The organism is Alkalihalobacterium elongatum (assembly GCF_019024285.1).
Lineage (GTDB): Bacteria > Bacillota > Bacilli > Bacillales > Bacillaceae_F > Alkalihalobacterium > Alkalihalobacterium elongatum.
In genome coordinates this window covers 13,207-32,795 of the sequence record NZ_WMKZ01000036.1, presented here as the reverse complement: position 1 = coordinate 32,795, position 19,589 = coordinate 13,207, and the positions used below count along the sequence as shown (strand labels likewise).

18 protein-coding genes, 1 riboswitch and 1 other annotated feature are annotated in these 19,589 nt (G+C 37.5%); of the genes, 11 read left to right on the top strand and 7 right to left on the bottom strand.

Going from position 1 to position 19,589, the window contains the following annotated elements; genetic code table 11:
* The first annotated feature begins 45 nt into the window (after positions 1 to 45).
* The 3 genes from GKP30_RS21730 to GKP30_RS21720 are packed head-to-tail and all read left to right on the top strand — an operon-like array spanning position 46 to position 2,551.
* Complete coding sequence (locus GKP30_RS21730) at positions 46 to 1,242, top strand: MFS transporter (protein WP_216831565.1); 1,197 nt, start codon at positions 46 to 48, stop codon at positions 1,240 to 1,242.
* A 27-nt stretch (positions 1,243 to 1,269) separates the two neighbouring features.
* A complete protein-coding gene (gene ytkD, locus GKP30_RS21725; protein ID WP_328703200.1) occupies positions 1,270 to 1,761 on the top strand; it encodes an RNA deprotection pyrophosphohydrolase in 492 nt (163 codons plus the stop codon).
* 10 nt (positions 1,762 to 1,771) lie between these two features.
* Positions 1,772 to 2,551 (top strand): alpha/beta hydrolase family protein, encoded by a 780-nt coding sequence (locus tag GKP30_RS21720; protein ID WP_216831564.1) that lies wholly within the window; start codon positions 1,772 to 1,774, stop codon positions 2,549 to 2,551.
* Between the two features lie 61 nt (positions 2,552 to 2,612).
* Here the strand turns inward: GKP30_RS21720 and pckA are convergent, their stop codons facing one another.
* The gene (gene pckA, locus GKP30_RS21715) at positions 2,613 to 4,196 is read right to left on the bottom strand and encodes a phosphoenolpyruvate carboxykinase (ATP) (protein ID WP_216831563.1); all 1,584 of its coding nucleotides are present in this window, start codon (positions 4,194 to 4,196) and stop codon (positions 2,613 to 2,615) included.
* Positions 4,197 to 4,786: 590 nt separating this feature from the next.
* Here pckA and GKP30_RS21710 point away from each other — a divergent pair.
* Both GKP30_RS21710 and metK read left to right on the top strand, forming a co-directional pair.
* Positions 4,787 to 5,236, top strand: a complete 450-nt coding sequence (locus GKP30_RS21710; RefSeq protein WP_216831562.1) for a hypothetical protein — start codon at positions 4,787 to 4,789, stop codon at positions 5,234 to 5,236.
* An 82-nt stretch (positions 5,237 to 5,318) separates the two neighbouring features.
* Positions 5,319 to 5,429, top strand: a riboswitch (SAM riboswitch).
* 187 nt (positions 5,430 to 5,616) lie between these two features.
* A complete protein-coding gene (gene metK / locus GKP30_RS21705; protein ID WP_216831561.1) occupies positions 5,617 to 6,819 on the top strand; it encodes a methionine adenosyltransferase in 1,203 nt (400 codons plus the stop codon).
* Between the two features lie 148 nt (positions 6,820 to 6,967).
* Here metK and GKP30_RS21700 read toward each other — a convergent pair whose 3' ends face one another.
* The 3 genes from GKP30_RS21700 to GKP30_RS21690 all read right to left on the bottom strand — a co-directional run bounded on the left by GKP30_RS21700 (position 6,968) and on the right by GKP30_RS21690 (position 9,445).
* Positions 6,968 to 8,128, bottom strand: a complete 1,161-nt coding sequence (locus GKP30_RS21700; protein WP_216831560.1) for a glycosyltransferase family 4 protein — start codon at positions 8,126 to 8,128, stop codon at positions 6,968 to 6,970.
* Between the two features lie 47 nt (positions 8,129 to 8,175).
* The gene (locus tag GKP30_RS21695) at positions 8,176 to 8,715 is read right to left on the bottom strand and encodes a phosphatase PAP2 family protein (RefSeq protein ID WP_216831559.1); all 540 of its coding nucleotides are present in this window, start codon (positions 8,713 to 8,715) and stop codon (positions 8,176 to 8,178) included.
* Between the two features lie 214 nt (positions 8,716 to 8,929).
* Positions 8,930 to 9,445: a gamma carbonic anhydrase gene (locus GKP30_RS21690; protein ID WP_216831558.1), complete on the bottom strand. Its 516-nt coding sequence runs from the start codon at positions 9,443 to 9,445 to the stop codon at positions 8,930 to 8,932.
* Positions 9,446 to 9,612: 167 nt separating this feature from the next.
* Between GKP30_RS21690 and GKP30_RS21685 the strand changes: the two genes are divergently transcribed.
* The 4 genes from GKP30_RS21685 to GKP30_RS21670 all read left to right on the top strand — a co-directional run bounded on the left by GKP30_RS21685 (position 9,613) and on the right by GKP30_RS21670 (position 12,531).
* Positions 9,613 to 10,392: an alpha/beta hydrolase gene (locus GKP30_RS21685; RefSeq protein WP_216831557.1), complete on the top strand. Its 780-nt coding sequence runs from the start codon at positions 9,613 to 9,615 to the stop codon at positions 10,390 to 10,392.
* A 107-nt stretch (positions 10,393 to 10,499) separates the two neighbouring features.
* Positions 10,500 to 11,555: a tetraprenyl-beta-curcumene synthase family protein gene (locus tag GKP30_RS21680; RefSeq protein ID WP_216831556.1), complete on the top strand. Its 1,056-nt coding sequence runs from the start codon at positions 10,500 to 10,502 to the stop codon at positions 11,553 to 11,555.
* Positions 11,556 to 11,620: 65 nt separating this feature from the next.
* Positions 11,621 to 12,109 carry a GNAT family N-acetyltransferase gene (locus tag GKP30_RS21675; RefSeq protein ID WP_216831555.1) on the top strand — a complete coding sequence of 163 codons (489 nt, stop codon included), beginning with the start codon at positions 11,621 to 11,623 and terminating at the stop codon, positions 12,107 to 12,109.
* Between the two features lie 188 nt (positions 12,110 to 12,297).
* Positions 12,298 to 12,531 carry a hypothetical protein gene (locus GKP30_RS21670; RefSeq protein WP_216831554.1) on the top strand — a complete coding sequence of 78 codons (234 nt, stop codon included), beginning with the start codon at positions 12,298 to 12,300 and terminating at the stop codon, positions 12,529 to 12,531.
* A 256-nt stretch (positions 12,532 to 12,787) separates the two neighbouring features.
* On the opposite strand, the gene GKP30_RS21665 is transcribed toward GKP30_RS21670, so the two are convergent.
* The 3 genes from GKP30_RS21665 to GKP30_RS21655 all read right to left on the bottom strand — a co-directional run bounded on the left by GKP30_RS21665 (position 12,788) and on the right by GKP30_RS21655 (position 15,032).
* A complete protein-coding gene (locus GKP30_RS21665; RefSeq protein ID WP_216831553.1) occupies positions 12,788 to 13,363 on the bottom strand; it encodes a beta-class carbonic anhydrase in 576 nt (191 codons plus the stop codon).
* Between the two features lie 128 nt (positions 13,364 to 13,491).
* Complete coding sequence (locus tag GKP30_RS21660; protein WP_216831552.1) at positions 13,492 to 14,064, bottom strand: class I SAM-dependent methyltransferase; 573 nt, start codon at positions 14,062 to 14,064, stop codon at positions 13,492 to 13,494.
* Positions 14,061 to 15,032 (bottom strand): TIGR01212 family radical SAM protein, encoded by a 972-nt coding sequence (locus GKP30_RS21655; RefSeq protein WP_216831551.1) that lies wholly within the window; start codon positions 15,030 to 15,032, stop codon positions 14,061 to 14,063. The genes GKP30_RS21660 and GKP30_RS21655 overlap by 4 nt, the downstream gene beginning before the upstream one ends.
* Positions 15,033 to 15,189: 157 nt before the next feature.
* Here GKP30_RS21655 and GKP30_RS21650 point away from each other — a divergent pair, with 157 nt between their 5' ends.
* Together GKP30_RS21650 and leuS are read left to right on the top strand one after the other, a co-directional pair.
* Positions 15,190 to 16,401: an MDR family MFS transporter gene (locus tag GKP30_RS21650; protein WP_216831550.1), complete on the top strand. Its 1,212-nt coding sequence runs from the start codon at positions 15,190 to 15,192 to the stop codon at positions 16,399 to 16,401.
* A 111-nt stretch (positions 16,402 to 16,512) separates the two neighbouring features.
* Positions 16,513 to 16,747: a binding site (T-box leader), on the top strand.
* 158 nt (positions 16,748 to 16,905) lie between these two features.
* The gene (leuS, locus tag GKP30_RS21645) at positions 16,906 to 19,326 is read left to right on the top strand and encodes a leucine--tRNA ligase (RefSeq protein ID WP_216831549.1); all 2,421 of its coding nucleotides are present in this window, start codon (positions 16,906 to 16,908) and stop codon (positions 19,324 to 19,326) included.
* Positions 19,327 to 19,589 lie beyond the last annotated feature (263 nt).

Sequence of the window (19,589 nt, the reverse complement as noted above, 5' to 3'; positions counted from 1 at the left end):
ATGATTCATACTACAATTATTGATTGGACTTTGGGAGGAATTGTGATGGAAGAGAAAAAGACCTGGGATTTAGTCTCCATAGCCTCCATACCGTTAGTGATGACCCTTGGAAATTCGATGTTAATACCTGTTTTACCAGCAATCGAAAAGGAATTAAACATTTCTTCGTTACAAGTGAGTATGATTATTACGGTATATTCCGTCATTGCCATTATATGTATTCCTATTGCAGGCTATATGTCAGACCGTTACGGTCGAAAGAAGATAATCATACCTAGTTTAATCATAGCTGGAATTGGGGGTCTAATATCCGGGTTTGCCTCATGGCAGATTGAAAATCCCTACTCTGTGATTATATTTGGCCGGTTTTTGCAAGGGTTAGGGGCAGCTGGAGCCTCGCCGATTGTACTTCCGTTAGTAGGGGATATATTTAAGCAGGAAAGTGAAGTAAGCGAGGGTTTAGGGGTAGTAGAAACTTCTAATACATTTGGGAAAGTATTAAGTCCAATCCTAGGTGCTATATTAGCGAGTTGGGTTTGGTTCATGCCTTTTTTTGCATTTCCAGTCTTTTGTACAATCTCGATATTGTTAATGATTTTTCTCGTTAAGACACCACCTAAAACAGCAGCACCTCTTGCATTTAAGGATTTTCTGCATTCGATTAAACGAATATTTACTAATGAAGGTCGCTGGTTATATGCGATCTTTTTAATAGGCTGTATTTGTATGTTCGTAATCTTTGGTGTCCTTTTTTATTTATCTACGATGCTTGAGGAACAGCACGGAATTGATGGAATCAAAAAGGGGATCATTCTAGCGATACCATTAGCAGCTCTTTGTCTCTCGTCTTATATAACAGGTAAGGGAATTGGTGAGGAAAAACTAAAAATGAAGTGGATGACAGTTATCGGCTTAGCGTTGCTTACAATTTCCGTTTTTTCCATTTCATTTTCAAAAGACATTTATGTGCTTTTGACTGCCTTATTTGCTAGTGGTATAGGAATTGGAATTGCATTGCCTAGTTTAGATGCCCTTGTGACAGAGGGGATTGCTAAAGAACAAAGAGGAACGATAACATCGATTTATAGTAGTATGCGATTTGTTGGGGTTGCTCTTGGTCCACCAGTTTTTGCTGTTTTAATGAAAGCATCCCACTTTATTTTATTTTTTTCGAATACACTCGTATGTGTTGGGGCTTTAGTTACTGCATTAGTGGCAATAAAACCATCTGAAGATGAGTAGAAAACAATTAGGGTTGAGGAGAAAAACATGAGTGAGCTGTTTAAATTTTATGATGAAAGAGGGAACCTTGTTGAATTAATTATCGGGACCACCGCCTTTTCTTTACTACCTAAACATGTATTAGTGATCGCCTATTATAAGGACAGGTGGTTATTTATAGAACATCCTAGTAGGGGAATAGAATTCCCAGGCGGAAAGGTAGAAGCGAAAGAAACGGTTGAAAACGCTGCTAGGAGAGAGCTATTTGAAGAGGCAGGCGCAACAGTCAAGGACCTTTATTTTATCGGCCAATATAAGGTGAATGACCCAGCAGGGGAGTTTGTGAAGAACATATATTTTGCTTTTGTTGATCAACTAATAGAAAAAGACGATTATCTAGAAACGAACGGTCCAGTTTTACTAACGTGTTTACCAGATAGCTTTAAACAAGATGATCGATTTAGCTTTATTATGAAAGATAAGGTTGTTGAACTTGCACTACATGAAGTGAATAAGAAATGGTTTCAAGCAGAAGGGTAGTGGGGACAAGATGATGGATGGTCAGGTCATTGAAAAGTTACGCTTACCTTCCCCCCATCCTAGAATAAAACTTTATTTCGTTACATATTTGAGTGATGGATTAAAAGTGAAGGGATATTTAACAGAGCCAGAAACAGATGAGAAATTGCCTGGTTTCTTATATTTGAGAGGTGGCATTAAAAATGTAGGGATGCCACGGATTGCAAGATTGATTCAATTTTCAGCAGAAGGCTTTATCGTCTTTGCACCCTTCTATCGCGGTAACAAAGGTGGTGAGGGACAAGAGGATTTTGCTGGTCATGATCGCAATGATGCTATTAATGCTTGCTTGGTACTACATAATCACGCTAAAGTACAGAAACATCATATCCATTTATTTGGCTTCTCTCGGGGAGGAGCAATGGCGTTATTTACGGCCGCTTCGCTAGGCTTTGTTCGTTCAACTGTTTGCTGGAACGGTGTTTCTGATATGAAGCTTACCTATGAGGAACGAATAGATTTAAGGCGAATGATGAAGCGGGTAATCGGAACGCCAACAAAATATCCAGATCGTTACGATTGGCGAACTCCACTCAACACTACGGCAAAGATATTATGTCCCGTATTAATTATTCATGGGGTAAAGGATGAGCATGTATCGATTGAGCACGGTTATCGATTAGAAGCAAATTTAAAAGAACAAGGGAAGAAAGTAGAAACATGGTATTTCGAAAAATTTATCCACTTTTTTCCTGAACCAGACAACCGAAATACTGTCGTCCAATTAACAGAGTGGATGAAGCGACAATAATGAAGAGGATGAAGAATTAGAAAAGGAGGCTGACATGAGTCAGTCTCCTTTATTGTATTTATTAGATTTGTGGTCCTGCATTTTTAATTTCTACTGAAACATCAGTAAACTTCTCGAAGTTTTCTTTGAAGCTGTTCGCAAGCTCTTGAGCTTTTTTATCGTACTCTTCACCATTTTCCCAAGTTAATCGAGGTTGAAGAACTTCATCAGGTACACCTGGGCAATGAACAGGTACATTTAAACCGAAAATTGGATCAACAGAGAATTCAGCAGAATTTAACTCACCTTGAAGTGCAGCTTGGATCATTGCACGAGTATAAGATAAGTTCATACGTTTCCCAACACCGTAAGGTCCACCTGACCAACCAGTGTTTACTAAGAAAACTTGCGCATCATGTTGACCAATCTTTTCTCCTAGCATATCAGCATAACGACCTGCTGGTAATGGAAGGAACGGTGCTCCAAAGCAAGTAGAGAACGTTGCTTCAGGCTCTGTAACTCCGCGCTCTGTTCCAGCTAATTTACTAGTGTATCCTGATAGGAAGTGATACATTGCTTGCTCTTTTGTTAATTTACTGATTGGAGGTAATACACCAAAAGCATCAGCCGTTAAGAAAATAATAGTATTAGGATGACCAGCAATACTAGGCATTAATGTGTTAGGAATAGATTCTAATGGATAAGCTACTCGAGTGTTTTCTGTAAGTGAAGTATCGTCATAGTCTGGGTTTCCTGTTTTTTCATTAAGGACAACGTTTTCTAATACAGAACCGAAACGAATAGCATTCCAGATTTCTGGCTCTTTTTCATAAGATAAGTTAACACATTTAGCGTAGCATCCGCCCTCAACGTTAAATACACCATTGTTCGACCAACCGTGCTCATCATCACCGATTAAAAAACGGTTTGGATCGGCAGATAATGTAGTTTTACCCGTACCAGAAAGTCCGAAGAATAAAGCAACATCTCCTTCTTTGCCAGCATTTGCAGAACAGTGCATAGAAAGAACGTCATTTTCAGGTAATAAGTAGTTCATAATAGAGAAGATAGACTTCTTCATTTCACCTGCATACTCAGTACCACCAATTAAAACAACTCTTTCTTCAAAAGAAACGATGATAAAAGTTTCAGAGCGAGTTCCATCAACTTCAGGATCAGCTTTAAAGTTTGGAGCAGAGATTACTGTAAACTCTGCTTCGTGACTCTGTAACTCTTCTTGAGTCGGACGAATGAATAATTGTTTAGCAAAGAGGTTGTGCCAAGCATATTCGTTAATGACTTGAATCGGTAGACGGTAGCTCTTATCTGCACCTGCAAATCCACGGAAAACAAAAAGTTCTTCTTTTTCCTTTAAGTAGCTCATTACTTTGTTATATAATTTTGTAAATACTTCTTTTTCGATCGGCTGGTTAACAGAACCCCAGTCAATTTTATCTTTAACAGAATCTTCTTTGACAATAAATTTATCTTTAGGTGAGCGTCCAGTATATTTTCCAGTAGCCACACTTAATGCACCAGTAGAAGTTAAAACACCTTCATTTCTCATTAGTGACCTTTCAACTAATTTAGAAACAGGAAGATCTAAATGAACATTTTCCCCTTGTAAGATATGCTCTAATTCAGTAGTGAAGCTAATTGTACTCATCGGTCACAAAACCCTCTCTTTTTTATATTTTATAGTTATATTAGTCAGGATTAACAATTAATTTTATATGTTGAAATTAGTATAACACATTTTATTAAATAGTCTATACTATTATTTCAATTTGTGTGCAAATAAGTTGAAAAATTGTGTGTCTAATTTATTAACGTTCTATTATATAGGATGCTTTTCATAACTTTGCAGCTTTTAAGCTTCCTTTGATATAAGCGCAGAAAATAGGCTCATTTATAATAGGAAACAATATGTCGCACTAATGTGTTATCTGAAATTAACTAGATCTTATTAAAAGGTTGTTTTTACAAGCTTCATAAACTAAGATGCTTTTTGCTATTGGACCGTTTTTTTGAAATAAATAAGCCCTAATGGACAAAGTCATTTGACCATCTGGGCTTATTTATTTCAAAAATCTTCACGCTAAAGCGTGAAGACCAAGCTTACGCTTGGTTAAATAATTCCCTGTGTAATGTGGATTAAACAGTGAGTTGATGCTTTTAAATACAATATTAGCAGATTTCGTTTTTTGTACCCATTTTTTATTGCTTGCATAGGATAGAAGGGAAGGAGGGTGTGCAGTGGACAGTATTTCAATAATGGATCTCGCGACCGTTTCAGCTGTCGTTGCTGCATTGGTCACGGTTGTCGGGAATGCATTTAATATTGACAAAAAGTATCGTGCGTTGTTAGCGATTGGAGTAGCCTGTATATTATGGTTTATTCCAAGCGAATGGGGAAATGAAGTGTTAGTAGCTTTAGTTATTGGGTTAACCGCAAGTGGTGTGTACAGTCAGGTGAAACCGAGAGATAATCAAAATGAATTATTAAGGATGCAAATGAGAGAAGAAATGAGAGAAGAACAGGAACGAAATCCAAATCACATGAATCCCAATCCAAATTATATAAATAATAATTTGCCAAATAATAATAACCAACGTCAAAACCCTAATCAAAGCCAAAATATAAATCAAAACCAAGGTCAAAATGTAAATCGGAACAATAATCAAGATATAGATACACCTTATTAGTCTTTTCTTCGACTACTAAGATGTCAACTAGCAATAGTTGACATCTTTTGTTATGTAAGTTATGATATGTCGCGAACGGATACTCTTATCCCGAGTCGGTGGAGGGACAGGCCCGAAGAAACCCAGCAACCAACACCAGTTAAAAAGGTGAAAAGGTGCTAACCTGCAAAGCATTTGCTTTGAACGATAAGAGGTTAAAGGTGATAAGTCTAACCCTTTTCCTCATGAGGAGAAGGGTTTTAATGACTATACATGTCTTAAAATTTACTCACAATGGTGAGGGAATGAGTGCCGTATCAATATTTAACACATTTTATGGGGAGGATACTATTATAGGATTGTATTCACTCTAAAAGATGTTAAAAGGAGGATACTGTTAGATGGTAGAAAAGAAAAGTCGTCGCTTATTCACTTCAGAATCAGTGACAGAAGGGCATCCAGATAAAATTTGTGACCAAATTTCGGATGCAATTTTAGATGCAATCTTAACAAATGATGCGAATGCACGTGTAGCTTGTGAAACTTCAGTAACTACAGGTTTAGTACTTGTAGCAGGGGAGATCACGACAAGTACATACGTTGATATTCCTAAGATCGTTCGTGAAACGATTCAAAATATTGGTTATACTCGAGCGAAGTATGGATTTGATTTTGAAACTTGTGCAGTATTAACTTCAATTGATGAGCAGTCCCCAGATATTGCTCAAGGGGTAAACCAGGCACTAGAAGCTCGTGAAGGACAAATGACAGATGAAGAGATTGAAGCGATTGGTGCAGGAGACCAAGGGTTAATGTTTGGTTATGCTGATAATGAAACAGAAGAGTTAATGCCGCTACCAATTTCTTTAGCACATAAACTATCTCGTCGTTTAACAGAAGTTCGTAAAGATGATATTCTTCCATATTTACGTCCTGATGGCAAAACTCAAGTGACAGTAGAATATGATGAGAATGAAAAACCAGTTCGTATTGATACGATTGTTATATCTACTCAACATCACCCTGAAGTCACATTAGAGCAAATACAGCGCAATATTAAAGAGTATGTCATAAAACCAGTTGTCCCTGCTAATTTAATTGATGACGAAACAAAATATTTTATAAACCCGACTGGCCGCTTCGTAATTGGTGGCCCTCAAGGTGATGCTGGGTTAACAGGTCGTAAAATTATTGTTGATACGTACGGTGGTTATGCTCGTCATGGTGGAGGAGCATTTTCAGGTAAGGATCCAACGAAGGTTGATCGCTCTGGTGCTTATGCAGCTCGTTATGTTGCCAAGAACATTGTTGCCGCTGGTTTAGCTGATCGCTGTGAAGTTCAGCTAGCTTATGCGATCGGAGTAGCACAGCCAGTGTCAATCTCGGTTGATACATTTGGAACAGGGAAAGTATCAGAAGAAGTTCTCGTAGGACTTGTACGTAAACATTTCGACCTTCGCCCTGCTGGAATTATTAAAATGTTAGATCTTCGCCGTCCAATTTATAAGCAAACAGCTGCTTATGGTCACTTCGGACGTAACGATATTGATCTACCATGGGAGCAAACAGATAAAGCAGACGTTTTAAGAGCAGAAGTACTTTAAAGCGTCACTGTGCAACTAGAATAAACTGTTTCATGGTGGTAAACAAGATATAGAGGTAGTGGCAAAAAGGCGCAATGGTATTAATCATTGCGCTTTTTTTGACTCTATTAGGGCTGTTAACTTCCATTACAACAAAGCAACGTCAAAATTAAAAGTTTGAAGAGGCCATTTTAATTTGTGAACGCGACATTGCGTAAGCCTTCTCATATTGCAAAAGGAGGTTATCAAAAATAACTTCCCACGATTGGGTGCGAGCGTATTTTCTCGCTTCATGGCCCATTTGTATACGTAGGATGTCATCAGCTAGCAACTTTTCGATCGCTGAAATAAAAGACTGTGGGTTTTTCGCTTCACAAATCATTCCTGTTTTTTGATGATTGACAATTTCTGTAACGCCGCCTGAATTGGCAACAATAGCTGGAGTGCCGGAAGCTAAAGCTTCTAACACGACATTACCAAATGTTTCAGTTGTCGAAGGGAAAACAAATAGGTCCGCAAGTGAATAAATAGCAGCTAATTCACGTCCACTTAAATAACCAGTAAACGTTATATTCTCTTTGAACTGATCTTGGTATTCGTGAAGAAGCGGTCCATCACCAACATAAATCCAATGTACTTCATTTCTTATGCCATCGGGAAGCTGTTCCATTACAGCACGTAATGTATCAAGATCTTTTTCTGGTGCCATTCTTCCTACGTATAGAAGTACATACTTTTTGCGAATATGAAACTGTTCGTATAAGCTTTGGTCTTTTTCCCTTGGGCTAAATTGAAAACAGTCGACACCGCGAGTCCAAAGTTCGATATTTGTAAATCCTCGCTTCGCTAAATGCTTTCTCGTTTGTTGTGAAGGTACAAATGTTTTATTGAAATGAGAGTAAAACCACTTCATGAATTTCCAAAGCCATTCTGACATAAACGTCAGCTTATAATATTTTAAATAATGATCAAAATGTGTGTGATATGAACCGACCATGGGAATGTTTTGTTTTTTACCGTAGTGCAGACCACTAAGGCCAATATTAAATGGTGTTGTAATGTGAATGAGGTCAGGTTTAAAGGAATCCATCTGCTGCCGTATCGTAAAAGGGTTTGGAAGTGCCATACGACACTCTGGGTATAAGAAAAAAGGCAAGCTATAAAACGAATGAATATGATTGGAATACATATCTGTCTGTTGGATCGTCTCTGGAACAAACAGTTGATATGGTACATCACGATGTTCAAAGTGATTAACTAGTTGTTGTAAGGTACGAGCAACTCCGTTTACTTGAGGAGTAAATGTATCCGTAAATAAGGCAATTTTCATACTAACACGACCTCCTACACCATTCCGTCTTCAAAATGAAAGAGATTTTATAGAAATAAAGGGTTCAGTAAAATAGTTGCTAATAATGCACTAGAAAAACCGAGTAAAGCTCCAACAATTACATCTGAAGGGTAATGTAAGCCAAGATAAATTCTCGATACCCCGACTAGAATGGCAATGGGTAAAAAAAGGATGGATAGCCAAGGGTTAAAAAGAATGAACGGTGTTATTATCGAGAAGATAGCTGTTGTATGCCCCGAAGGAAAAGAGTGATCTTTAAACGGGTTCTCAACAACAAAGGTGTTCGGTAGTACGAGGTAAGGGCGTTTTCGTCTAAAGCCTTTTTTAATAATTACAACGATAAGATGACTTAGTGTTAATGCTAGCGCAGCTGCAAATGCGAAAGATTGGATTGGTGCAGAGAGGAGAAAACAAAGAAGGATAGTTACACCGACTGTAAAAGTAGCTCCTCCTAAATGTGTAATGTTGTTCATTAGAATGAAATAATTTTTGGAACGGCTTTTTTCGTTGAAAAAATAGAATAGGCTACAGTCTGTGCGGTATAACCATTGTTTTGAACGATCCATAAGATACCCTCTTTTCAATGAAGTTGCCATTTGGCACTCGATTAGCTCTGTTAACCAAATCGTAACAATTTAATGTTTTGGAAATATGAAGGCAATTTTAAAATATTTTTAAGTAACGTAAAGGCGTCTTAATGGTTTTCAGCAAAAAGCAACAATTTTTTAGACAATAAAAAACACTAAGGAGGCAATAATCCCTAGTGTGAGTGAAATCAAATTATTTAGATTGAAGACTTTTATAATATTGTCCTTTTTCAACATACTCTCTACGAATCCTTGCCATATCTTTACGGTCTGCTTCTGTTAACTCACGAACGACTTTCGCTGGTCGGCCGAATGCAAGTGTGTTCGGTGGGATTACTTTTCCTTGAGGTACTAGACTACCTGCTCCAATAAAAGCACCTTCACCAATTTCTGCACCGTCAAGAACGATAGATCCCATGCCAATGAGTGCTTCTTTTCGTATGATACAGCTATGTAAAATGACTTGGTGGCCAACAGTAACATCATCTTCTATAACGAGTGGGTTATTTGGACTTTGATGAAGCACTGAATTATCTTGGACATTTACTCGGTCCCCAATAACGGTAGGAGCAACATCCCCACGAATGACAGTATTGAACCAAATGCTTGTTTCTTCTCCAATTTTGACATCGCCTGTAACTGTAACAAAATCTGCAAGAAATGCTGAAGCGGCGATATCTGGTGTTTTGTTATGATAAGGATAGATCAAAGAAAACAGCTCCTTTAAAATAATTAATCTGAGGTAAGTTTTAAAATGGAAAATGTCACGGAATGCTGACATAAACTAAATATAATAACAATAATTAAAATCTCCTGATACAATACGTTTAGTTTAGCAAATACTGGGGGAAAAAAATAGATAGAAAGGGGATTATTATGTGGAAATGGGAATGTAGTCAACAGCCAAAGGGTGTTATAGTTATCGTCCATGGAGCAGGTGAGCATCACGGAAGATACGGTTGGTTAAGAAAACAATGGCAGCAAGCGGGTTTTCATATTGTGATGGGCGACCTGCCTGGACAAGGAAAAACGAGAGGAAAGCGAGGGCATATTGACTCGTTTAATCAATATATTGAAACAGTGTATGAATGGTATAAAGAAGCAGCTTTATATGGCTTACCTGTTTATCTATTAGGTCATAGCATGGGGGGACTTGTTTCCATTCGTACATTAATGGAAAAGAAATTGGATCTACACGGAGTCATATTGTCATCACCGTTATTAAAATTAGCGGAGGAACCACCGAAATATAAGACGATGACTTCCAAAGCGTTACATCGATTATTACCAAGTGTCACAGCGCCGTCTGGATTAAAGACACATCTTGTGACCCGAAACGAAGAAATAAGAGAAATGTACTTAATAGATGAATTAAGAGTAACGAAGGTTTCCTTGCGCTGGTATCAAGAAATTGTTAAAGCAATGGCGTTAGCCAATAAAAAAATCAATAAATTCCCAAATGTTCCTCTTCTTTTAATTCAAGCAGGAGACGATCATATAGTAGATAATGATGCTTCAAGGAATTGGTATGATCAATTAAAAGTCGATGAAAAATGGTTTAAAGAATGGGATGGACTTTTCCACGAATTATTTAATGAGCCAGAACGTGATAGTGTGTTTCGTTATGCAAGAGTGTTTGCGGAGCTCCATCTTTAAAATGCGGCAAATATTGAGTGAAATTAATAAGCACTAGATTTGGATAATAAAACCGATTGTGATAATGTACTATATATTAAATTATTGGAAACGGGAGGAGGGTCATTTTGAAAGTACCTAGTCTACCTTGGACGTTAATGTACAGCATTTATCGAGAAGTAATACCAACGGTACATACGTATTTAGATGAATGGAAACTTAAAGCTCAAACCATCCCAGATCCTGAACTGAAAAAACAAGCGCTCATGAGTATAGAAACAAAGACATTTCACTGTGAGGGTGGCGGAATTTATGGATTATTGGCTGGACGTCAATATGATAAAATCATAAGATTTATCGTTGCCTATCAAACGATTAGTGATTATTTAGATAACCTCTGTGACCGTAGTACCTCTTTAGACCCAGAGGACTTTCGGGCGTTACATGAATCAATGATACATGCTTTAACACCAGGGGCAGAGCCGGTTAATTATTATCGATTGCGAACGGAACAGGATGATGGAGGATACTTGCGAAGTTTAGTACTTACTTGTCAACAAGTGTTAGAGGACCTTCCATCCTTTAATAAAGTCCAATTAGCCATGAACGAACTCTGCCAATATTATTGTGACCTTCAAGTGTACAAGCATGTAAAAAAAGAAGATCGTGAACCTCTGCTTCAAGAATGGTTTGAACAACATAAAGAGAATGTACCTGAAATGTCTTGGTATGAGTTTTCAGCTTGTGCGGGTTCAACATTAGGTATTTTTTGTATGGCGGCATATGCTACCGATGAAAGTCTTGCAGAAGCAACCGTTAAACGAGTGAAAGATGGTTACTTTCCTTATGTTCAAGGGTTACATATATTACTAGATTATTTTATTGATCAGGAGGAAGATCGTATCGGTGGAGACTTAAACTTTTGTTTCTACTATGAAAGTGAAGAAGATTTAATTTCTCGGTTTCGTCATTTTGTAAAACAAGCAGAAGTGAGCATAAACCAACTACCTAATAGAAACTTCCATTACTTGATTAATAAGGGCTTGGTCGCTATTTACTTGGCTGATGAAAAAGTCCAAAGACAAAAAAAGGTGAAAGAAACAGCCAAGAAGTTTATTCGGTTTGGTGGAATGTCTACGTTTTTCTTCTATTTAAATAGTTGGGTATATCGCCGGAAGAGGTAGGTGGAGAACCGTGGTGCAGCATCGAAAAATAGATATACAAATATTTTAAAAGGGGAAATTACAGAATGGGTATTACATTAAAAGAGGTATTAGAAACCGAAAAACCTATCTTAAGAAACCTTTACTCTTTGTATCTTCATGATCTTTCAAAATTCACTTCATATATTGACATTGGAGCTGACGGTTTATTTGAATATGAGGATTTAGAAAAGTTTTGGGAAATTGATGGAATTTCCCCATATTTTATAAAAATGGAAGATAGTATTATAGGCTTTATATTATTATTAGAGCGTCCTTTCTTGAAAAAAAGTAATGACTTTGGAATAAATGATATTTTTATCCTAAATAAATACAAAGGCAAAGGATTAGGTAAGCAAACGATTAAAAAAATATTTCAAGAAAAGCAAGGGAAATATTTTGTTATTGAGCTTATTAAAAATAAGCCTGCTGTTTCATTTTGGAAAAAGATTTACAGTGAATTGAATATTCAATTCGAAGAAAGAGAAGACATTATTGATGAAGAACCGTGTTTAATTCAAACATTTAAAATATAGTTAAGCTAAATGGAGCATTACTGGAATAAAGGTAATGCTTTTTCTTTTTCGACAAGATCTATAACTCTTAGCACACATTGCGCATACAAACAAAGTAAAAAGGGCTTTATAGGTTCCATATTGTCCAACCAAATTAAATGTTAAAAGCATATCGATATCGTGTATACAAGTTGAAAGGAGTTATTTTTATGGGTATAGGTCCAAAATTAGAGCTAGTTTCCGTTGAACTTACTACAGCAACTGGAGAAAGTGAAACATATGTAGGTGAAATTATAGAAATAGAACCTAGAATAATTGATATTAATGTAACACTTCTCGGTCAAGAAATTAAGTTGTTAAACGCACCTTGTCCTACGATTAAACCTCTTATTATAGAATATTTAGGAAATAAGATTACAGTCACTATTCCTGCTAATTCGTAAATTCCACATAAAAACGAATAAAAATCAAAGGATCTGTAAAAAATTTAGTAGTACTTTTCCTTATCTCAAAACCTTAATGTGAAGTGTTGTACTTAAATTAACTGGAGAATCAGTTGAATAAGCTTTTAACCTAAAAAGGCGTAGAGAACTAATTGTCTCTAAGCCTTTATTAGTATGAATTTTACCGGTGAAATTCATTGTGAAAACTGCTAGATTTACATTGTAAATCCAGTCTCATTCAGATACAGCAATTTATTTATTTTTCACCTGTAAAATCATAGCCATCTACAACGGTATCTAATTTTCCTGTTTCAGGACAGATGACTAAGCCATGGACAGGCGTATTTGGTGGCAGAAGCGGATGTTTTTTAACCATTTCAACACTATGCATTACACTTTCTTCGACCTTTGAAAAGCCTTTAAGCCATTCATTCACATTAATTCCTGCAAAAGCGACGGTCTCTACTTTCTCCATCGACACGCCTCGGTCTTCAGCTTTTGATAGAACACTATTTGACTCAAGACCAGCCATTCCACAGCCGTGGTGACCGATTATGCAAACCTCTTGAGCTTGTAGCTCGTATAGCGCAACAATAATACTTCTCATAATACTACCAAAAGGGTGACTGATGATTGCGCCAGCATTTTTAATAATTTTTGCGTCACCATTTTTTAAATTCATCGCACGAGGTAATAGTTCCGTAAGACGAGTATCCATACAAGATAAAATTACTAGCTTTTTATTCGGGAATTTCGTCGTTTGATATTCCTCGTATTTTTTTTCTTTTACAAACGTCTCGTTATAATCAAGGATCGTCTGTAATATTGTCATAGATTTCTCCCCCCACCAATTCATAAATTGGTCTCTATCTTTAATTTTCTGAATTTTTTATGTTAACTATAGTTTTAAGCCACCTTACCCAGGTTGTCAACCGTTTCAAAAATGAAAAATAATGTAATTTACCTTTTTTCAATCGCAATTATAAATGGTGGGTTGTTTTTTTGATTAATAAACTCGTATTTTAATACATGAACATCTTCTTGATTTAATTGTTCAACATATTGTAAAACCGCAGCCTTTTCAAGTTTACCTTGCTCATGGCCGTGATAGATCACTAGAACAATAATGCCCCCAATGTCGAGCATTTCAAAAAGCTGCTCAATAGATGAGAGGGTGGATTCTGGTTTCGTCACAATTTCTTTGTCGCCACCAGGTAAATAGCCTAAATTGAAAATAGCACCTTTTATTTTTCCTTGGTGCTCCTTCGGAATGCTTTCGGATAAATGATCATGACTTTTATGAAGTAGTGTCACTTGTTTTTCAACTGCATGTTCTACTACTCTTTTTTTTGTTTTTTCGATCGCCTTTTCTTGAATGTCAAAGGAATAGACGCGTCCATGTTCGCCAACTCTTTTCGCTAAAAAAAGTGTATCATGACCGTTTCCAGCCGTACCGTCGATAGCAATATCACCACTATGAACTACCTTTTCTAATAGTATTCGAGCAAAGGGGAGGATACCATCTATATTCATTCGATTTCACCTTCTTTTTGATAGAACTTTCCTTGCCATGTATCACGGCGCTTAAGTTCCGCTTCGATCGCATTTAGTACATCCCATTTTTTCAAGCTCCACATCGGACCTATCACCATATCAGCTGGACCATCGCCTGTTAAACGATGAATGATAACATGAGGTGGGAGTATCTCGATTTGATCGACGACTAGGTTAACGTATTCATTGAAATCCATAAACTGGACAAGACCTTTTTCATACTGCTTAACCATTGGTGTCTTTTTCATTAAATGAAGCAAATGGATTTTAATTCCTTGGATATCTAATTTACAAACTTCTTCTACCGTTTGTTTCATCATTTCTGTCGTTTCCAAAGGCAAACCGTTAATAATGTGAGCACATACACGAATCCCATGCTTTCTTAGCTTATTCACACCATCGATATAACATTGATAATCATGTGCTCGGTTAATTAAAAGAGCCGTTCGCTCGTGAACGGTTTGTAAGCCAAGCTCTACCCATAAGTAAGTTCGCTTGTTTAATTCAGCCAAATATTCGACAACGTCATCAGGTAAGCAATCGGGACGAGTTGCAATCGAAAGGCCAACCACACCGTCTTGCTGTAATATAACTTCGTACATTTCTCTAAGTTGGCTAACGGGTGCATACGTATTACTATATGCTTGAAAATAGCCAATATATTTTCCGCTTTTCCACTTTCTGTGCATGCGCTCTTTAATGGTACTAAACTGTGTTACTAAATCATCTTTTCGATCACCAGCAAAGTCACCCGAGCCTCTCTCACTGCAAAACGTACAACCGCCACTAGCCACCTTACCGTCACGGTTAGGGCAGTCAAAGCCAGCATCCAGCGGTATTTTAAACACCTTTTCGCCAAATTGCTGCCTTAAGTGATAGTTCCAAGAATGATATCTTTTGTCCCCGAAGCGTAAAGGAACGGGTTCATGTTGTCTTTTTATTTCCATTAATAATCACCTTTAATTGGTTATAAGATACTTCATTATCCTATCATAAACGAACAAGAAACTCGAACGACTGAAATGGTAATGAAAAAGCATTGCTATTTTAATGGTTATCTTTTACTATTTGCTTAGAGAGACGAAATAAGAGGAGAGTCATATAATGCCTAAAGCAATTTGGTTACTTGTTATTGGTATGGTTATCAATGTAACAGGTGCTTCTTTCATTTGGCCACTTAACACGATTTATTTACATCAAGAGTTAGGTAAACCATTATCTGTTGCAGGATTCGTATTAATGATGAATGCAGGGGCTGGTGTCATTGGAAATCTCATTGGCGGAACTTTGTTTGATCGAATAGGTGGTTATAAGACGGTCATCTATGGAATCGCTATTACAATTATTAGCGCCTTTATTCTAGCCTACAATCACACATTTTTGTGGTATGTCGCTTTGCTAATAGGGATTGGTTTTGGTGCTGGAATGACATTTCCTGCCCTTTATGCTATGGCTGGAACCGCATGGCCTGAAGGGGGAAGAAAAGCCTTCAATGCTATGTATGTTGCTCAAAATGTCGGTGTTGCCTTAGGAACAGCCTTAGCTGGTGTTGTTGCTTCAATAAAGATAGATTATATCTTTATTTCGAATGGTATCGTGTATTGTTTATTTTTACTGCTCGCTATATTCGGTTTTAGACAGATTGAAGCGAATCAAACGGTTTCTCAAGCAACGTCAAACGTCTTTGAGCAAAAGAGACATTTTTCATTTAGTCGGCAGTTTATTGCCTTATTAATTGTATTGGCGGGGTACTTTATTTGTTGGCTGGCGTATGTGCAGTGGCAATCGAATATTTCGGTCTACACACAGCAATTAGGAATCTCATTAAAACAATACAGTGTCCTTTGGACGATTAATGGTGCGATGATCGTCCTATGTCAACCGATTATTGCTTTCTTTGTTCGAAGATGGGTTCATACGTTAAAGGCACAAATATACACAGGTTTAGTGATCTTTATCATCTCATTCTTTGTTTTATCCCAGGCACAAGCTTTTACGATGTTCATTGTCGCAATGGTTATTTTAACGATTGGTGAGATGTTTATCTGGCCAGCCATTCCTACGATTGCTCACAAACTTGCACCTGAAGGAAAAGCAGGGTTTTATCAAGGTGTCGTCAATAGTGTTGCTACGGGCGGAAGAATGATGGGGCCATTTATCGGTGGTTTAATAGCTGAATCCTTTGGTATGGTAACTCTTTTCTATACCCTTATGGGGCTATTCTGTCTGGCGTTCATTTCAACAGCTCTGTATGACCGAGTCTTAAAGGAAAAAACAGTAACTGAACATGCAGCCAAGCATTCCGTTCAATCATAATAATAATAGAAAAAAGGTATGTTTCTAGTGGAATTTGGTAAAAATGGTCTTGACAGAAAATCGACAAATTCATACAATAGCAAGTATATTAGCTTTTATAATAAAAAATCATTAATAACGATGAAGAGGAATAGTAGTGACGTATCTAGCATATAGAGAATTGACGGCTGGTGAAAGTCAATCGATGATACCCATGAACTCGCCTCAAAGTTGCAGGAGTGAACGAATAGTAGCTGCTGCCGTCCGCCGCGTTAAGGTTACTAAAGTGAGTATGGATTTTTTCTTTCATACTAATTTGGGTGGTACCGCGGGAAAATTAATTTGTGATCAACCTCTCGTCCCTAACGATAACGCTAGGGGTGGGAGGTTTTTTTATGGCCTGACCTAAAATAAGCAGTCTACCGAGTTTCTTCGGTAATGTGACTTTTGTTCAAGTAGCTGCTAGCTGATGAACGTATTTATTCAACAATTACATATAATAACCAATCAATAGGAGGAAATTGAATGTCTTTTCAACATCAAACAATCGAGAAGAAGTGGCAACAGTATTGGGAAGAAAACAAAACGTTTAAAACGTTAGATGAGTTAGACAAAAAGAAATTTTATGCTTTAGATATGTTCCCGTATCCGTCAGGAGCAGGGCTTCATGTAGGACACCCTGAAGGTTATACAGCAACAGATATCTTATCAAGAATGAAGCGAATGCAAGGATACAATGTTTTACATCCGATGGGTTGGGATGCATTTGGACTTCCAGCAGAGCAATATGCGTTAGATACGGGAAAACACCCGCGGGAATTCACACAGCAAAATATTAATAACTTCAGAAGACAAATTAAGTCACTTGGCTTTTCATATGATTGGGATCGTGAAGTCGATACGACAGATCAAAACTATTATAAGTGGACACAATGGATCTTCCTGCAATTATATAAAAAAGGTTTAGCTTATGTAGACGAAGTTGCGGTAAACTGGTGTCCAGCTTTAGGAACAGTTCTTGCGAATGAAGAAGTAATTGATGGGAAAAGTGAGCGTGGCGGACACCCAGTAGAACGCCGCCCAATGAAGCAATGGGTACTAAAGATTACAGAATACGCTGATCGCTTATTAGACGATTTAGAAGAACTAGATTGGCCTGAAAGCATTAAAGACATGCAACGTAACTGGATTGGTAAATCAGAAGGGGCTGAGGTCACTTTTACAATTGATGGTCATGATGAGTCTATTACGGTATTTACAACACGTCCAGATACGTTATTCGGGGCAACGTATATGGTGTTAGCACCAGAGCACAAATTAATCGATCAAATCACAACTGTGGAACAAAAAGAAGCAATTGAGGCATATAAAAAGAAAGTGGCAACGAAGAGTGATCTGGAGCGGACAGAATTAGCAAAAGAAAAAACAGGTGTTTTCACAGGGGCATATGCCATCAATCCTGTAAATGGTGAAAAGCTGCCAGTTTGGATTGCTGATTATGTACTTGTAAGCTATGGAACTGGTGCAATTATGGCGGTACCAGGACATGACGAAAGAGACTATGAGTTTGCCAAAGAATTTAACCTGCAAATTAAAGAGGTTGTCTCTGGTGGTAACATTGAAGAAGAAGCATACACAGGTGACGGTCCTCATGTAAACTCTGACTTCCTTGATGGATTAGATAAAGAAGAAGCGATAAGCAAAATGCTTGAATGGCTGGAAAAAGAAGGAAAAGGCACGAAGAAAATTACATACCGCCTTCGTGACTGGTTATTCAGTCGCCAACGTTATTGGGGTGAACCAATTCCAATTATTCATTGGGAAGATGGGACGATGACTCCTGTAGCTGAAGAAGAGTTACCATTAGTACTTCCAGAGATGGATGAAATTCGACCATCTGGAACAGGTGAATCACCATTAGCTAATGCTAAAGATTGGTTAGAAGTGGTTTGTCCAGAGACAGGTAAAAAAGGACGTCGTGAAACAAATACGATGCCACAGTGGGCAGGAAGCTGCTGGTACTACTTACGATATATTGATCCAAAAAATAACGAACAGCTTGCTGATCCTGAAAAATTAAATCACTGGCTACCAGTTGATATTTATATTGGTGGAGCAGAGCATGCAGTACTTCACTTGTTATATGCACGTTTCTGGCATAAAGTACTTTATGATCTTGGGGTTGTTCCTACAAAAGAGCCATTCCAAAAATTATTTAACCAAGGAATGATTCTTGGCGAAAATAATGAGAAGATGAGTAAATCAAAAGGAAATGTTGTAAACCCTGATGATATTATTGAAAGTCACGGTGCAGACACGCTTCGCTTATACGAGATGTTCATGGGACCACTTGATGCATCAATCGCATGGTCAGAAAACGGTTTAGACGGTGCGCGACGTTTCTTAGACCGAATTTGGCGTTTATTTATCGACGAAGCAACTGGTGAACTAAATTCAAAAATTACGGAAGAAGACGGTACTGAAGTGTTGACACGTACGTACCATCAAACCGTTAAGAAAGTAAGTGAAGATTTTGAAGGCTTACGTTTCAACGTTGGCATTTCACAATTAATGGTCTTCATTAACGAAGCATATAAGCAAGAAACATTACCGAAATCATTAATGGAAGGTTTTGTGAAGCTGATTTCTCCAGTCGCTCCTCATGTAGCAGAAGAGTTATGGCAGAGGCTAGGTCATCAAGATACACTTGCTTATGCATCATGGCCTAATTTCGATGAGAAATATTTAGTCGAAGATGAGATTGAAATTGTTGTTCAAGTGAATGGTAAAGTGAAAGCGAAGCTAGTTATTCCTAAGGATGCAAGCAAAGAACAAATGGAAGAGCTCGCACGTACGGATGAAAAAGTAAACGAAGCGATTGAAGGAAAGACGATTCGAAAAGTAATTGCCGTTCCTGGAAAGCTGGTCAATATCGTTGCTAATTAATGAAAATGGAGAAGGTATTATTCTTTATTTCGGAATAATGCTTCTCCATTTTTTCTTTTTCACTTATCCACTGCAGCAACAAATTCATAAAATAATGAACATGGGGATAACTTGAAAGGTTGTGAATAACTCTGTGTATAACCTACTTTATTATACACAGTTAGCTGAAAAGGATAGTCAAATTCAGTAATAACAGGCAATTAACTATGCACAATTAGTGGGTTATTTTATCCACATCCTGTGAGTAACTTCCAAAAAAACGA

Bases quoted from the DNA above. Each gene is read 5' to 3' on its own strand.
- GKP30_RS21665 (WP_216831553.1), bottom strand. From the start codon at position 13,363: ATGACAATATTACAGACGATCCTTGATTATAACGAGACGTTTGTAAAA.
- leuS (WP_216831549.1), top strand. From the start codon at position 16,906: ATGTCTTTTCAACATCAAACAATCGAGAAGAAGTGGCAACAGTATTGG.
- GKP30_RS21670 (WP_216831554.1), top strand. From the start codon at position 12,298: ATGGGTATAGGTCCAAAATTAGAGCTAGTTTCCGTTGAACTTACTACA.
- ytkD (WP_328703200.1), top strand. From the start codon at position 1,270: ATGAGTGAGCTGTTTAAATTTTATGATGAAAGAGGGAACCTTGTTGAA.
- GKP30_RS21695 (WP_216831559.1), bottom strand. From the start codon at position 8,715: ATGGATCGTTCAAAACAATGGTTATACCGCACAGACTGTAGCCTATTC.
- GKP30_RS21685 (WP_216831557.1), top strand. From the start codon at position 9,613: ATGTGGAAATGGGAATGTAGTCAACAGCCAAAGGGTGTTATAGTTATC.
- GKP30_RS21720 (WP_216831564.1), top strand. From the start codon at position 1,772: ATGATGGATGGTCAGGTCATTGAAAAGTTACGCTTACCTTCCCCCCAT.
- GKP30_RS21660 (WP_216831552.1), bottom strand. From the start codon at position 14,064: ATGAATATAGATGGTATCCTCCCCTTTGCTCGAATACTATTAGAAAAG.
- GKP30_RS21700 (WP_216831560.1), bottom strand. From the start codon at position 8,128: ATGAAAATTGCCTTATTTACGGATACATTTACTCCTCAAGTAAACGGA.
- GKP30_RS21675 (WP_216831555.1), top strand. From the start codon at position 11,621: ATGGGTATTACATTAAAAGAGGTATTAGAAACCGAAAAACCTATCTTA.
- GKP30_RS21655 (WP_216831551.1), bottom strand. From the start codon at position 15,032: ATGGAAATAAAAAGACAACATGAACCCGTTCCTTTACGCTTCGGGGAC.
- GKP30_RS21730 (WP_216831565.1), top strand. From the start codon at position 46: ATGGAAGAGAAAAAGACCTGGGATTTAGTCTCCATAGCCTCCATACCG.
- pckA (WP_216831563.1), bottom strand. From the start codon at position 4,196: ATGAGTACAATTAGCTTCACTACTGAATTAGAGCATATCTTACAAGGG.
- metK (WP_216831561.1), top strand. From the start codon at position 5,617: ATGGTAGAAAAGAAAAGTCGTCGCTTATTCACTTCAGAATCAGTGACA.
- GKP30_RS21650 (WP_216831550.1), top strand. From the start codon at position 15,190: ATGCCTAAAGCAATTTGGTTACTTGTTATTGGTATGGTTATCAATGTA.